The 15148-nt window shown below is 54.6% G+C and carries 9 protein-coding genes and 1 other annotated feature; of the genes, 3 read left to right on the forward strand and 6 right to left on the reverse strand.

Annotated features, from left to right (window positions below; all coding sequences use genetic code 11):
• Positions 1-145 precede the first annotated feature (145 nt).
• From EF096_RS18345 to EF096_RS18360, 4 genes are all read right to left on the reverse strand, one after another.
• A complete protein-coding gene (locus EF096_RS18345; RefSeq protein WP_177412371.1) occupies positions 146-2020 on the reverse strand; it encodes a UvrD-helicase domain-containing protein in 1875 nt (624 codons plus the stop codon).
• Positions 2017-4326: an AAA family ATPase gene (locus EF096_RS18350; RefSeq protein ID WP_123891218.1), complete on the reverse strand. Its 2310-nt coding sequence runs from the start codon at positions 4324-4326 to the stop codon at positions 2017-2019. Before EF096_RS18350 ends, EF096_RS18345 begins: the two co-directional genes overlap by 4 nt.
• A 251-nt stretch (positions 4327-4577) precedes the next feature.
• On the reverse strand, positions 4578-9701 hold the full coding sequence (locus tag EF096_RS18355; protein ID WP_123891219.1) for a RecQ family ATP-dependent DNA helicase: 5124 nt from the start codon (positions 9699-9701) through the stop codon (positions 4578-4580).
• A 333-nt stretch (positions 9702-10034) separates the two neighbouring features.
• Positions 10035-11257 (reverse strand): IS3 family transposase gene (locus tag EF096_RS18360; protein ID WP_096006128.1). Its coding sequence is split into 2 segments (ribosomal slippage): positions 10035-10972 and positions 10972-11257, totalling 1224 coding nucleotides; the frame shifts between segments, so codons are not numbered across the junction.
• Positions 10863-10979, reverse strand: a sequence feature (AL1L pseudoknot). It overlaps the preceding gene by 117 nt.
• 67 nt (positions 11258-11324) lie before the next feature.
• Here EF096_RS18360 and EF096_RS18365 point away from each other — a divergent pair.
• Entirely contained in the window at positions 11325-11600 is a 276-nt protein-coding gene (locus tag EF096_RS18365) for a hypothetical protein (protein ID WP_123891220.1), read from the forward strand.
• A gap of 11 nt (positions 11601-11611) precedes the next feature.
• Here the strand turns inward: EF096_RS18365 and EF096_RS18370 are convergent, their stop codons facing one another.
• Positions 11612-12082: a hypothetical protein gene (locus EF096_RS18370; protein ID WP_123891221.1), complete on the reverse strand. Its 471-nt coding sequence runs from the start codon at positions 12080-12082 to the stop codon at positions 11612-11614.
• A 112-nt stretch (positions 12083-12194) separates the two neighbouring features.
• Positions 12195-12413, reverse strand: a complete 219-nt coding sequence (locus tag EF096_RS18375) for a BPSL0761 family protein (RefSeq protein ID WP_123891222.1) — start codon at positions 12411-12413, stop codon at positions 12195-12197.
• A 374-nt stretch (positions 12414-12787) separates the two neighbouring features.
• On the opposite strand from EF096_RS18375, the gene EF096_RS18380 reads away from it, so the two are divergent.
• Together EF096_RS18380 and EF096_RS18385 are read left to right on the forward strand one after the other, a co-directional pair.
• Positions 12788-13066 carry a helix-turn-helix domain-containing protein gene (locus EF096_RS18380; RefSeq protein WP_123891223.1) on the forward strand — a complete coding sequence of 93 codons (279 nt, stop codon included), beginning with the start codon at positions 12788-12790 and terminating at the stop codon, positions 13064-13066.
• Positions 13067-13428: 362 nt separating this feature from the next.
• A complete protein-coding gene (locus EF096_RS18385) occupies positions 13429-13644 on the forward strand; it encodes a hypothetical protein (RefSeq protein WP_123891224.1) in 216 nt (71 codons plus the stop codon).
• Positions 13645-15148 lie beyond the last annotated feature (1504 nt).

The raw sequence follows: 15148 nt of genomic DNA on the forward strand, positions 1-15148 counted from the left end.
CTCGGTCAGCCACCTGTTTGACGGCTTCAATTTTAAATTCTTCGGTGTAGCGTGAGTTGCTCATTGGACCTCCTGGGTGCCTCGATTATAAGGCCTGGAGGTGTCTACGAAACTAGGGGCGATTCAGGTTATTCAATGAGCTGGTTCAGAGCACTACGATCTCTTCAGCGGTCAACCAGCCTGCTTTAATGACTCTATCTTTCGCAATCTCTGGTTGAGAGCTATAGACCACGATTGCCAAACTCTCCTCAGCACGACTGCAGGTGACATAGAGGAGCCTTCTTGTGCGTGATAGCGACGTGTCTTTACCCTCGCTCTCATTCTTCATGTCGGTCGCCGAAGCCGGCGTAACACCGAGCAATTTCTCATAGCTGAATAGGAAACCGCCGGCTTCCTCGTCGTTCAGGATCACCATCACCCGGGGGAACTCTAGGCCTTTGACGCCCTGGTGGGTACCGTAGGGCGAAAGGCCATTTGCATAGCCTGCGAAGGCCGCCATCTCTGAGTAACGACGTCCTAGGACAACCCGATAGGCATGGATTTCAAGTGCGCGGCGATCGGACGTTTCCGGTGCAGGGTCTGCAGTGGCACCTAGAGCCATCGCCTCAACAAGTCCATCAGGCAACGCGAGCAAACCCGTACTTAGGAGAATTTGAGCCACCTCCTCAACCAAGGGATCGTTGTTTTTCAACATCTCGCAGAGTGATTGAGTCGCTACTCCAACAGATTCCAGGAGCTCGAATTGATTGTTGCCAGCCGCCTCCAAGTGCTTAGGATCAAGCAAAGGAGAGCGCAGCCGCACCGCCTCTATGAGCGTGAAATCATCCGAAAGGGCTGCTGCGGCGATTGGAGCTACCCCTTCGAAGAAAACCTTGAGTATGGGTAACGTACCGTCCATCAACGCGGTATTCAGGTGTGCAACTGCATAGAGTGGAGCGAACACGCCCTCAAACCCCATGCGGCGGGCAGCCATCTTGTGCTCCAGGATCAGCGTCTTGCGGCCTCCCATGCCGGTGGCCCACTGAGCATCTCCCGTGATCTGTGCCATTTGCTTAGCGATCTGGTCTTCCAGGCTGAAGTCCTGACCCGGCGCTTGCCGGGTGCAGAACATGCGTACGGCACCCTGGGCAGCTCCCGGTTTTGGTATCTGCTGATGATCATCGGCGCCCGCGCGGATATCGTTGATTAAATCGACCACTCGGATCGGGCAACGACGATTGATACGTTTCTCAGGCTTCGCCCAGTCTGGCGGTATCGCCTCATCAAGCCTTGGCTTCCCGTCGTTGTAGATACGCTGCATCGTATCGCCGAGCAGTCCTAAGCAAAATCTCCCAGGAATCGCTGCCTGAGCTTTCAGAAATGCATCCATGAGCGAGCCGTTTGTATCTTGGCTCTCATCGATGAGTAGCACTGGGTGCCGATCCGCCATAACATCGAGTAAAGGCGGCTGGGGTAGAAACGCTGCGGCCATCTGAATAACTTCACTGTGATTCAGCGATTGCCTGCTTACGTTGTCTCCCGTCGGACTGTAGGTAAATTCGGGAATTTCATCCAAGGATGCCAAACGACGAGCTTTGCTATCCCGGCTCGCCTGGTTAGCCTGGGACGTCTTGTTCACTGTTTTCGCCCGACGGAGCTTGTCATCCAATTCATCGATGTCGCCCGCGAGTTTGATACGTAACCATTCACGAATGTCGTCGTTGAAGCCTTTTATCATCTTCCAAGAGAAAGCATGAATCGTTGAAACCTTAACCAGCGGATCGTGCTCAAGGCGACGTGCGATCTCCTCACAGGCTGCGTTGGTGTACGTAATGATCGCGATTTGCCGACCTTCAAACGTGAGGCGCTGACGTTCACGTTCTTTAAGCGATTTCACCGCCACGACGAGGGAGTGGGTCTTACCTGAGCCGGCACCGGCGTATAGGAAGAAACTGCGCGGCTGCTCTAGGCTAAGGCACTCTTGGATAACGTCATCCGCAGTGGGCGTCATTTCAACGGCGACATCCTGTGTGGCATTCATTCGGGCGTCACCTCGACACTGGCCGTAGGAATAATCAGGAGCTCCTTGCTCTTCTTCTTGAGCTTTTTCTCTAACCAGACGAGCCCTTCCCGTATGTACTCCGGAACAGCCACCTTGGCGAAATCGGGGTCACCAAGCACCTGTAGCGCGAACTCCGCCTTGTCACCTGACCTGAGCGCGTCGAACAAAGCCTGACCTAGGTCGTCTGCAGTTGCAGAATCTCGCAGCGCTTTTGCGAAAGCCTTGGTCATACCCCTGCCTTGCTTCGTGGCAAAGTGCTGCACATTGCTCAGCACCAGACTGTCCTCAAACGTGTTGGGTAACGCCAGGGCTTCAACTTTCGTTTTGGGCAGAACGACGTTGATAGGTGTCTGATACGCAATGCGAATCGCAAACAAGTCGTCTATCTGCTGCGATTTTTGCTTCGCATCCAGATCCAGCAACGTGTCGACATCATGCCCAATTTCCAGGGCGGTGACCCAGCTGCGCAGGGTGGGGTTATTGGTTTCTTGTTTTGCCTTCCGCTTGACGGGTACCGCTGATTTCTTAAATCCGGCGTCCAAATCCGTGACCACAAGCGTCACAATTCCCAGCGCATCGACTAACGGCCTGAGGCGATGCGCGTGACTGCCACCGATATCCAGGATGGTGATGTAGCAACGGTCAAGGAAGGGAAAATGACTGCGTAGGAAATGCGGCATCATCATTCGCTCCGCAGCGCCTTCTACCAATATAACCGCGTCAGCGAAGAAGAGATCGGCATGCTGCGCCCGCAGGTAACGAGTCACAAACTCCTTGGTTTGCTTATGACGGTTTTTGTCACCAAACACTGTGCTCAAGTTAGAGACGGTGGACACCGGGATGGGTACACCGGCCATTCCTGCAGGTAGCCTTCGGAAATACCGAAGGTTTGCATAATCCGTCTCGTGAGCAACATGGCTGGAGTGGGAGCTGACCACCAGCTGTGTTTTGAGCCTCGGGTATTTCTTGAGAAGCGGCTCATTACATAGGACGTGATACGCGTGCTTGATGAAGGCTTGTTGTACTTGGACATGGAGATGAGCTTCAGGCTCCTCAACCAGCACGAGGTGGATCGGCTCAACGCCTGCGTCGGACTGTTCCTCGGTATTTTTGTACTTCCTCAGCCACTCATCCCGAAATGCCATCAGCTGGAAAATCATCGAGATCAGATTCTGATAACCGAGGCCGTTGGATGTTTCGGGGAGGCGCATGGGAGGAGCACCAGGTGCACCTACGACTGAATCCAACTCGAACAGCACTGCAGCTTCATGGTTCATGCCGTCCGTAGGGGAAAGGCGGGTTTCTACCCTGATCGCCGGGTCAGTATTATTCGGATAGCCTAGGCCGGCGACCTCCTCAAGGGCGGGAGCGAAACTGGAGGTTAGTCGGGAATCGAAAGCCGATTGTGCCGCTTGAATGGCTGTCAGCGCCTCCAAGTCCGAAATGTCAGGGCTGTCACCAGGATCCAGATGCCTACTGTAGTAAGCACGCAATTGCTCAGTAAGCTTTTTCCCTGAACCACCTCGTCCCTCAGTGATGGACTCCTCGGCGCTGTCACCAAAGCCGCGCTGCGCATTGATCTCGTGAACGCGTATGAGATCGGTCAGTGGATTGCTCTCCAGCGGACGTGCGTTCACAGACAGTGCTTGTGGGCTGGCGTGACGAGTATTGGGATCTGGTTCGCAGAGCTGCGCCGGATCGAGACGATACCAGCGTATCGTGAACATCGCTCCCAAGCGTCGGTTAAAGTAGTCATGCAGACTTTGCGGCCAAAGTGAAAGGATGGGTGGAGTTTTTCCTTCCTCGGTCTTGTTCAAGATCTCCTGCAGCAGTGTTTTGACGCGATTACGCTCTTTTCGGTAATCGGTGAAAAGTTTGGCCATGTCCTTGGGCTCAAGTCGAAAACGCATCCCGACGCGGCCACCTTTCCAGGCAAAATTGGGAATCAGATCCTTGATGTGATGCAGTTCTCCTTGCGAGGCTTCCACCCATAGATCGAGAGTCGGTAGCCAATGCGTCCACTGGTTTGCCTCTGGTATCTCGAACGTTTCGCCAGCCTCTTCCCACTCGACACCAATGGCATGAATGGTCGTGAGGTGAGCAAGCGTTAAATCCTGGAGGCGGAAAGCGCTCGCTTTCGAAAGCAGAAATTTACGCAGCGCCAACATCGCGGAGGACTTACCACTGTTGTTGGCCCCGACCAATAGGGTAGTGGTGCTTGCCAGGTCGATTCGAACGGACAGGAGCTTGCGGAAATTTGCGATCTCCAAGTGCTGGATCTGCATAGCCTCTTCCTTGTGACGGCTTAAGGTAATACGCCGGGCTGATGGATTCTAAGACTTTAACTCAGCAGCTCTTCTAGAGCAGTATCACGGTTCAAAAATTCTCACAAAATCCCAAGCGACAGTACTGACCTCTACACGGATAAAGATTGAATAGCCCCTGTTTCTGTAGGCACCTGATGACCGCATTTGGCCGATAGCGAATGCCTGCCATCGTATTACATCAGCTCTGCGTCAGGCCTCAGCACAATAGTTCAGCCGACAAACGCTACCCGCACAACCGGCACCTCCCACTGTTCCACCTGCATCCGCTTCCGAAATTGCTCCTCCCCGTCCGCCGCATAGCGAACAACCATACCCATTACCTCGCATTTTCGCGGGAGTGCATCCAGCTTGAAAGACCTCGCCGTCCGTCCAACTATCCAACCTTCTTCAGTAACTATCAGATAACGGCCACCCTCTGGCCGCAGCTCGACCTCATGCCCGATGGAGAGCTTAGCTAATGCCTTGTGAATCGAATCATTCGCGGAATGCCTGCCCGCGTACCCGATGTCCACGTCCCTGAGGGTCAGCTGTCGGTACTGCACTTCAAGCTGTGGATCATGAGTGCCGGTGAAGTTCTCGACTATTGCACTATCTGCGAGGGCATGGCTGAACGGGTTCCCTCCTGGGTATTCGCAGATAGTCAGGCTCTGCTCGGCCCGGGTCATGCCGACGTAGTACAGCCTTCTTTCATCGCTTAGCTGGTCCGCCGTTACTTTCCAGCTGCCGTCGAGCAACACCACATGCCGAAACTCCAGTCCCTTGGCGGAATGGACGGTACCCAGGTAAAGCCCTTCACTGGTTTGCTGACGTATTTCCCGTGCGTATTCATACAACCAGTCCACCAGGGTTGCGGCGGAGAACTTGGAGTCTCCGAGTTCGACCTGCATCTGCTCTACTGCAGTAGTGAAGAATGCGCGCCACTGCGTGCTGAACTCGCGAGCCTCGACTAGTTGCAGCAAGTCTGCAGGCGTTAACGCTTCTTCATATGCGCCTATCATGCGCACGACCTTCACAAACTCCCTGAGACGCGTAAGCGGGAGCGCGCTGTCCTTGTTGGCGGCCAAGTGATAAGGCACGCCGTTCTGCTCGCACCAGGCTTGCAGAGGTGCGAGATAGCGATGTGACCGAGCTAACACTGCGCAGCCCCTCACGTCCAACCCTTCCAGTTTCGTTAGCCGCACTAGCTCGCGGGCCGCTGCTTGCGCCTGCAGGTTACCGGCATCCCGATCTGTTGCCGGCAGCTGGATCCGCAGCACCCTGCCCCTCCGGATGGGGTCGAGCTCTTCCCAATTGCCGCCGGCTGGCGCAGTCACACGCTTCTTGTCGATCCCTATGGGATGCTCTGCCTTAAGGCGATCAGGGTTGGCTTGGATGACGCGGTTCGCGGCGTTGATGATGTGGCCGGTCGAGCGAAAGTTCTCTATCAGATAGGAGATGCTGGCTTCGTATTCCTGAGTAAAGCGCTCGATGTACTGGTTGCTGGTCTGGCGCCACCCGTAGATATTCTGGTCGTCATCCCCCACCGCCATGATGCATAGCTTGCCTTCGTCGTCGGTGGTCCTACCCGCCAGGGCACTAACCAGCCGATACTGCATCTCGTCGATGTCCTGATACTCATCCACCAATATGTAGCGGTAACCCCGCATGAGTTGCTCACGCAGGTCATCATCACCCTCCGCGTGGCCCTTACCCTCAAGCAGCTCAACGGCGTTTTCCAGTACGCTCTTGAGCTCTGCTTCATTGACCTCCGCCCCGCGTTCAAATCGAGTGCCAGTCAGGCGCATGGCCATGCTGTGGTAGGTCAGAACCGTTAGCCCGTAAGCCTCCTGCCCTATTAGCGCAAAGAGGCGTTTGCGGATCTCATTGGCAGCGTGGCGGTTGAACGTTAGCGCAACAACGCAACTGGCTGGCACCCGGCGGACCCGCAGCAGATAGGCGATCCGGTGGACGATGACGCGCGTCTTGCCGGAGCCGGGCCCAGCGAGCAGCAGGCAGTTGCGGTCATCGTCGTCTGTCACTGCCTGCTTCTGAGCACCACTTAGGGAATGAACGATGGTGCGCCAGGACGCCTCGCTGGTCATCAGCTTCAGAGTCCTTTCGCGCCCCGCGAAGTACCTCATGATGAATTCACGCTTGCCCTGGCTGAAATAATCGAGCACCAGCCCCAGTGCCGTGGCCATTCCCTTCAAGCCCATCTCGGCGTACTCACGCATGACATGGACCTGGATACCCCGCTCCCGGTAATGCTCATCGAGCCGGAGGTAGTCCTCCTTGCGATAGGCGCCGCGCTTTTCCGGATTGATGTCGATAGTCATTGCGCGGCGCATTACCGTCATGCCGTGATTGAGGGTGAGCACTTCCTGCAGATGCATATACAGCAGGACATGCTCGATCGCCTTGCGCCGCTGCTCCAGGCGGATTTCATGACGGAGCGCAAGATCCTGCTCGATTACTGCGAGCAGTTCGGAGAAGGTCGTTTCTACCAGCAGGTCCTTCCCGCGAACGCCGGGGGCGATCTTGTCCACCAGAAAGCTCAGCACCTTGCTGGCGATCGCCCGCCTTTTTGCGCCTTGCGCCTCAAGCTTGTTCCAATCGTGGCCAACCTGTACCCGCAGCTTCAGATAGTCGCGGCTTATCTGGCGCAGCTCGAAGCTACTACGCTGTCGGCTCTCACCGTCCCGGTCCTGAGCGAGGCTGCGCAGTAGGCGCTGCACATGCAAGGGCAATAGGTCTGGCCGATTCGTGCGCTCTTTCAACTCCGCCGTAAGCGGCTGCAGGTTCAGATCCTGCCATGCACCGCTATCAGCGTCGGGAGCTTGCTCACGCAGGACATCGAACAGAGCCTTCTCGAGCTGAAGTGACTGCTCCAGAAGCTGCGTGGCCGAATCGCTCGTACCGTGGCGAAGATAGAGGGTAAGCTGCGCATCGTTGACCAGCAGCCCGAGCTCTTCCAGCTGTTTGAGCGCACCGGCGACTTCTTCCTGCGTCTGCCCGGTGAGGGCCATAAGCTGGTCGGTGTTGATGCGCTGATCTGGGCCGGCGGAGTACAGAAAGCGCAGGATGGCTTCGAACTCCTGACGGCGCCGCTGGGATAGGTTGGCCTGTTTCAGGCGCTTATCGCACTCTTCCTTGCTCAGGCCCGGGCGGGCAGGAAAGATCTGCGTCTTGTTCACCTCACGCTTGAGGTACTCCCCCCGCTCAAGCCAGGCAACTGCCGTGACGACCTTGGTTTCCGCGTCCTGATCATCGATATCGAAACTGGTGTCGACGTTATCATCGAGCAGTATCTCTCCGGCAGTAATGACAAGCTCGCCACCCTTGCGCTTGGTGCTTTCCACCCTCAGCTTGCGCAGAATCTGCTGGATGTCCCGCAGGCTCAGCTTCGAGCGCTCGCTGAGTCCGAACTGGGTTTCAATATCCTCGGGGTCGTATAGCAGCACACAGCGTGCCTGTGCCTGGTCTCGCCCTGCCCGGCCCGCTTCCTGAAGATAGTTCTCCAGCGAGCCGGGGATGTCTGCGTGCACCACGAGCCGGATGTCCGGCTTGTCTACGCCCATCCCAAAGGCATTGGTCGCGACGATGATTCGCAACGATCCGCTTATAAACGACTCCTGGATGTCCTTCTTTTCGTGGGGCTCAAGGCCAGCGTGGAAGTGCCTGCATGACCAGTTCTGGCTTATGAGAAAACTGGCCAGCTCTTCTGTTTTGCGCCGGCTCGCAACGAATATCACTGCCCCGCCATCCTGCTCGCCAAGTTCTGTAGAGAGCAGCTGGTTGATGCGCGCCCATTTTTCGTTACGAAGGCAGGGCAGCACTTCAAAACTCAGATTGGTTCGCTCATGCGTGCCAATGAAGCTTTTGAAGGTCAAGCCGAGCATCTCCTGAAAATGCGCCTCGATATCTCCTAGCACATCAGGTTTCGCCGTGGCAGTGAAGCATCCGATCGGGGCAACGGGCTGGTCGCCGCTGAATTCGCGGATGAACCTGGCGGCGTAAAGGTAATCAGGCCGGAAGTCGTTGCCCCACTTGGACAAACAGTGCGCCTCATCAAAGATCCAGGCGCCGATTTGCCGCTGGGCAATCGCTTTGCGGAAGGTCATGTTGCGAAACTGTTCGGGGGACACAAGCAGGATGCCAATATCCCCAAGCTGGATCTTTTCCAGCACATCTGCCCTTTCAGGCATGGTAAGAAGACCATTGAGCGCTGCCGCGCACTGCACGTTGCGTGACAGCAAGCCGTCCACCTGATCTTTCATAAGCGACTGCAGCGGTGAGACGATAATCGTCAGGCTACCGTTGCGATGAAAACGGTTCAGCGCTGGCAACTGATAACAGAGCGACTTGCCGCCGCCGGTAGCAAGTACAGCGAGCACGTTTTCGCCCTGCATGCCGGCCAGCACGACATCATGCTGGAGGCTGCTGCCGGGGCTCTCGTATCGGAAATCATCGAATCCGAAGTAGCGCTTGAGCTCAAGCCTGGGGTCATGAGTCGTTCGACAGTATTGGCAGTCCGCGCTACCGCACGGCTCGTCTCTGAGCTGCTGGATCATGCCGACGACCGCAGGAAACTGGTACCTGACCCATGGGGCCAGCACCGAATTACCGCCGGAGACCCGCAGCCAAGCCAATGCATAAGCGAAGGACCACCGGAGATGTTCCTCTGCTTCAACATGATCAAGCAGTGTAGCCAGCGCCGGTCGACATACCTTAAGATCCCGGTCCAGCGTGGGGTCGGTTTCGATCAACAGGTTCGGCACCAGCTTCAGCGCCTTTGGCAACGAGATCGGTGTCGCGCCTGTGAGTGAGCCAAAGAAGGCCCCCAGATCGCCGCCGGAGATCGACGGCGCGAGCAGGCTCTGATAACAGAGAAGTTCATCGCGATGGGTTGAGCGCAACTGGCCGAAAGCTTCGCGCTGATCTAGAAAGAGGGTCAGGGTGGAACGACAATCGGCCAGAGGCGAATTGAGACTGTCACGGATTAGCTTGTAATCCTTGACCAGCCGGTGGTACGGATTCTGCGGAAAAGCCAGCGGCGAGAGCCGAAGTGTATCAATCACCGGCAAGCGAAGCATGGCGAGATCTGGCGCCGCAGTCTGTAGCAGCGGCAGATCGTGCTCCACCACATTGTGGCCAAGCACAAAGCTGGCCCCGTGCGAGAGTGCATCAAGCTGCCGCACCGCATCTGCCGCATCGCTACCAACCTTGAGCTCGAGCTCGCCGCCGGTATCAGGCCTTAACCCGCCAATCATGATTATGCGATCAGCCTTACCATTTTTTGCCGGCACTACCTCTAGGTCAAAAACCAGGCCTTTGGGTTGTGGTGGCAATGTCATTCGAGGCTATCCTTGCGTGCGAACTTCGACGGTTTCTCACTTTAGCGCCAATGGGTTGGAGTAGAAAGCTCGAAAGAGGTTTGGCTGACGAGCGTAAACTAGGACGTGGGCGCATTGGTAACTTTAATGTGCTGAGCGATGCGTCGACATACCCGCCTGATGGCCCGAACTGAATCGCCCCAAATTTCATGGATGCTCAATACTCTAAATCGAGACTAGGTAAACGAGGTCGATAGAGCCGCCCCAATGGCTTTCACTAGGTTATTATCTAGCGAGGAAAGCAAAAAGCGTTCGTGAATCGTACCGGGTTTTATGGAGGCCATTCCGTTTAAGTCAGGCCGCCACGGCCTGACCTGTGTGTTGCTGGTAGAAGTTTGCCTCAGCTTCTGCCGGCGGTATATGTCCAATCGATCCCAGAAGGCGCTGATGATTGAACCAGTGAACCCATTTCAGGGTGGCTATTTCTACTGCTTCGCGACTCCGCCATGATTGCCGGTGTATCAGTTCCGCCTTGTACAATCCGTTGATGGTCTCAGCCAAAGCGTTGTCGTAGCTGTCTCCTTTGCTACCAACAGAGGGCTCTACTCCGGCCTCCGCGAGACGCTCTGTGTAGCGGATGGAGACGTATTGACTGCCACGGTCACTATGGTGGATCAGATTATCTGATCGTCCTGGCTGCCTTGCATACAGCGCCTGCTCCAGCGCATCCAGCACGAACTCAGTCTTCATGTTGTTGCTGACGCGCCAGCCAACGATTCTGCGTGCAAAGACATCTATCACGAAGGCCACGTACAGCCAGCCCTGCCACGTTGAAACGTAGGTAAAGTCTGAGACCCACAGCTCGTTTGGGCGACTGGCATGGAATTGGCGATTGACCTTGTCGAGCGGGCATACAAGCTTCCCATCAGGCACCGTAGTACGGATTATCTGGCCGCGGCGAACACCCTGTAACCCAAGCCGGCGCATCAACCTTTGCACCGTGCAACGCGCGACGTTGATACGCTCTCGATGTAGCTGCTTCCACACCTTCACGACGCCATAACACTGCATGTTGTCATCCCAGACGCGTTGGATCTCACTACTCAGCAGCTCGTCTTGTCTGGCCCGCATGCTGCGTAGCGCTGGCTGGCGAGCTCGAGCTGCATGCCGGTAGTAACCGGACGGAGCAATCTGCACCACTCGGCAGATCGACTCGACTCCGTAACGGTCACGATATTCGTCGACGAAGCCGTTCAGGGTTTGTTGCGGCGGTCGAGCTCCGCCTGGGCAAAATAAGCACTGGCCAGGCGGAGGATCTCGTTCGCTTTACGCAGCTCACGATTCTCGCGCTCCAGGGCCTTGATGCGGTCCCGCTCCTCAGTCGTCTGACCGGGTCGCTGGCCGTTGTCGGTCTGGTGCTTGCGCACCCAGCCATGCAGCGTCTGTGGGACACAGCCAATTTTGGGTGCAATGGACTCGATGGCTGCCCACTCGGATGGGTAGTCCTTCAAGTTCTCCAGAACCATGCGCACAGCACGTTCACGGACTTCAGGGGAGTAGCTATTGGATTTCTTCATGCTTCATTCTCTCAAGAGTTGAGGCCTCCACGAAACCCGGTGTGATTCATTCGTGGAGTAAGAGGCTATGACTATATCCACCAAACACCCACTATCTGATGAAGCCACACGAGAGCTTGAAGAACAATTTCCAGCTCTGGCAGCTCTGGCCACCAATGCGGCTTACGAGAGAGCAAAGCGCTCTGGCCAAACAATCGTGCTGTCAAAAAACGGTTTTATCGTTGCCGAATTACCCGACGGCACTGAGCAAATCCTCAGTCAGGCCCAGCCACGGCATAAAGTTACCCCGGGCGTGCGCTTTGCTATTGGAGCAAAACGGTTTCCGATATCGGAAACCGATTAATTAACAGCGATTCACGCGGTTAAAAGCGTGCTGGCATCCATTGAGTGCTGGAAAAGCAGCTCTGACTGTTTGAGCGAATCGGGTGCTGCAGTGGGTATGAAATTGTAGACAATATCATCATCGACTTCACACCTGAGACCGAAGCAAGGAAACCCCGCAACATCCCACGTCTCCGCAGTAACCCTGTGTAATTGCTCCATCTGGTTTGATGGACCCGTATCACCGCAAATGGGCGTAATCAGGTAAAAGCTGTGGATTATCAAGTCACAGCTAGCCGCTGCGGCGTTCAGCTCTGCAATGACCTCTTGAATGCTATTAAGCATTTTGGTGCGGCCACTCCAGTTGCCTTGGTCATCTGAAGGCTCCGAATAGGACATAACGAACACTAGCTCAGGCAATAGTGCTGTAATTGCTGAGGGAAAGGGCTCCCTGCCCTTCTCGGTCTGCTCTTGCTGCTTAGTAAATTTGTGCATCCAGTACATTGGGCCTTCCTCTTATGAACACTATAGGCTGTAGCACTATAGTGTTCATAAGCTGCTTGGTCGAGCCCGGAAGCTCTGCTCCTGCTGCGGATTTCTTACAAGATTGGATTGCTCAGCTTTTGGTATTTGATGAAAGCCATGGCCCAAAAGGATCGGCGGCCATTTCATCACGCTTACCTATAAGCAAAATCTCTTTACTCGACGGGTAATGGCGCAGGACCACTTTGGCCTGAGCTCTTATTTCCTCCGGCAGCAAAGAATTCTTGGAAATCTCGGCCAGCAATTCTCCAGCTTGGACGAGTGATCTTGTTCTTTCATGCGGCAGTGTCATGTGTCACTCCAAAGGCCTTCAAGTCGGAGGTCAATTAAATTTCGGTTCGGTTTACGCAATGGATAGCGGGTTGTCAGGTTCTCAGCAATGGTAGACCTGAACTGACTGCTTGAGCTATCCAGGCGCCGCCATATCTCGTGATAACACAAAGCCATTGCGTTTATCTTCACGAAAAAAATCGTCAAAACTGATACGCGGCTTTATGCAATCGCTTTGGTCGACGTGGATACTGGCCATGGTTTTGAAGGCCTGCAAGCTCTCCCTGTTAGGCCAAAGTACGCAACCGGAAGCTCGCCTCGCAACCTTTATGAACTCTATAGATTGTAGCACTATAGTGTTCAAAGACTGTATCAAGACCATTTTCTGGGTGGAATATGGATCTCAAGCAGGCATTTGGCGTCGCTCTCCGACAACTACGCAATAAGAGAAATCTCTCCCAAGAGGATTTTTCAGACATTAGCAGCCGGACCTACATGAGCTCGCTAGAGAGGGGATTGAAGTCTCCAACCATCGACAAAATTCAGCAGATCTCAGACGTGCTGGAAATCCATCCGGTATCAATAATGGTAGCAACCTACTTGGCTGCAAATCCGGGTACTACGATTGACGCCCTCTTCGAGCGCGTTAAATCGGATCTGGATGTCGTCGACTGATACAGAAGAGTTCCCCAGCACCCTCAAAGCTCCGACGTAGGCTAGCCTCAGGCTCCGGATTGACCACAATCGGCTGCTCAGTATGAGCATTCTCGGTATTTGGTTGAGACTATCTGCGTTGCAGTTAGCGGCATCGAATTAATGCGGTTGCCGCGCAGCGCTTCCAGATCGTCCCCGTCTTTGATCCGTCCAACTAGATGCCGAAGCAATTCATCGAGTACACAAGCCGCCCTCTCACGCAGACTATAGTGTTCATTTCGAGCTTTTCGGATGTCTGTTTTAATGAGACCTGATTCACAACCACGCTTACAACGGCCAAATTCCGGACCAGAAAAGCGGGATCATCTCAGGAGATTTAGTGCATGAAACATCAGCGAATTTCTCGCGAGCTGGAGCTCGGTTTAAAAAAACACACAATCGACGGGGTAGAGAAAATCTCAGAGAATTTAGGCGTGCATCCAATTTCAGTATTGGTGGCGTCATACCTCAGAGAGCAACCGGAAATGACCGTACAGGAGCTTTTAGAGCGCATCAGATCCGATCTCGATTCAGACAGCAATTCCAGTTCCGACGCCTAGCTACAGCCTGCACGGATTGGCAATGCCGACTTAGGACGAGCCTGCCCCTTTACTCCTGACCATCCCCCGGTTGGCAGCGTGTAAAAATCCAACCTCCATGGGTTAATCGCCTAATTCAGCATTTAGACGAGCCCCAAGACGCTAAAATTCAGCGACACTAAATTTTCTTCAGGCTGAGCCTGACGCGCTAGCTGGGCACGTACCAAATCAGCATTTAAATTTTGGCAGACGCCAAATACCCATCAAAGCTTTGCATATGGCAGGGCATATCCGAAGGCTTGAAAGACATCCGTGATGACTTCAGGCATCCCCCTCTGCGGGCTAAAGTTTTACACCCTACGCCTCTGCTCAGAGCCGAGGAACTAACAAAGAGATGGTGAGCTGGACGCCGAATAACTGCAGCATCCCAACGCCTTTATGGCCTGATTCTGAGCACCGTCATGCGCTATTTATATACCGCGACGGTTTTTTTAAATTGTGCAAACGTTTAAGAGATGGACCCCGTTCAATAAAACAAATTTCAACAATTTCAAAGTGATACCAATCATTTTCCGAACCAAAACGGAACATGAACCCGGACAAAACTCAATCGGCCGACCTCCTCCACCGGATTTTCAACCCGGCATGCCGATGCGATTTAGTCAAAATTCGGCCAGTCCATTCTGGCACCCCACTCTGCTACACGGCCTCGATGAAAAGGAGCCAGCCCATGCCCCCTGGTCCCAAATCGGGATCGGATTCCGGTGCAGCAGATTCCAACGTGCTCGCAGCAGCACACAACGTCGTCCACCCGCCTATGAGGAACTCTCAAATGGTTAAAAATCTGACTTCGGTTAGGGGCAGGGACGCGTGCGTGGGAAACGTCAAACTATGCGGCCCTGCCCCAACCGGAGCGGCTCACCACGCGCAGCTGCACCACCAACAAACACAGGTAAAAAAATGATGAAAAAAACTATGAAAAGAGCGGCCAGGAGAAATTTTGGTTTTGGACGCCAGCTCAGATATTCGATGTCTCAGGCACTGAATATTTTTTACGGTGACCGTGATCACTACGGCACTCGGCGAACGCATAACTATCGGCTACGGATTTTTGCACGATTCTGCAGAAAAAAAGGATTGGTCGACGCGCGATTGATTACCCAATCGACACTCGATTCATATGGGGAGTACCTGAGGTGTCGTTTAGAGGGTGACTACGTTTGGCCAGATGGAGATGCAGACAAGTCAATCTCGACAGCGTATGCGCACAATCTGATCTCGACCGCGAACACGGTACTGTTCGCGATGCGCAGGAACTCGAAGATCGCGCTATCAGCGCTACGCGCCTTGAATAAGTCTCGAAGCCATGTCCGAGAGGAGCCAGCGAATGCAGATCAAGGAGCTGTAACCCAAGCGGTCGCAAAGATGTTAGACCAAGGAGATAGACGAGGCGCAGCCGTAGTTTTGTTGGCTCGCCATTGGGGCATGCGCGCTCAGGAGGCTACCTTGCAAGATCTCCAACGGA

The sequence above is a fragment of the Pseudomonas neustonica genome, from assembly GCF_003797945.1.
In the GTDB taxonomy this organism is placed as follows: domain Bacteria; phylum Pseudomonadota; class Gammaproteobacteria; order Pseudomonadales; family Pseudomonadaceae; genus Halopseudomonas; species Halopseudomonas neustonica.

Bases quoted from the DNA above. Each gene is read 5' to 3' on its own strand.
- EF096_RS18345 (WP_177412371.1), bottom strand. From the start codon at position 2,020: ATGAATGCCACACAGGATGTCGCCGTTGAAATGACGCCCACTGCGGAT.
- EF096_RS18350 (WP_123891218.1), bottom strand. From the start codon at position 4,326: ATGCAGATCCAGCACTTGGAGATCGCAAATTTCCGCAAGCTCCTGTCC.
- EF096_RS18355 (WP_123891219.1), bottom strand. From the start codon at position 9,701: ATGACATTGCCACCACAACCCAAAGGCCTGGTTTTTGACCTAGAGGTA.
- EF096_RS18365 (WP_123891220.1), top strand. From the start codon at position 11,325: ATGACTATATCCACCAAACACCCACTATCTGATGAAGCCACACGAGAG.
- EF096_RS18370 (WP_123891221.1), bottom strand. From the start codon at position 12,082: ATGTACTGGATGCACAAATTTACTAAGCAGCAAGAGCAGACCGAGAAG.
- EF096_RS18375 (WP_123891222.1), bottom strand. From the start codon at position 12,413: ATGACACTGCCGCATGAAAGAACAAGATCACTCGTCCAAGCTGGAGAA.
- EF096_RS18380 (WP_123891223.1), top strand. From the start codon at position 12,788: ATGGATCTCAAGCAGGCATTTGGCGTCGCTCTCCGACAACTACGCAAT.
- EF096_RS18385 (WP_123891224.1), top strand. From the start codon at position 13,429: ATGAAACATCAGCGAATTTCTCGCGAGCTGGAGCTCGGTTTAAAAAAA.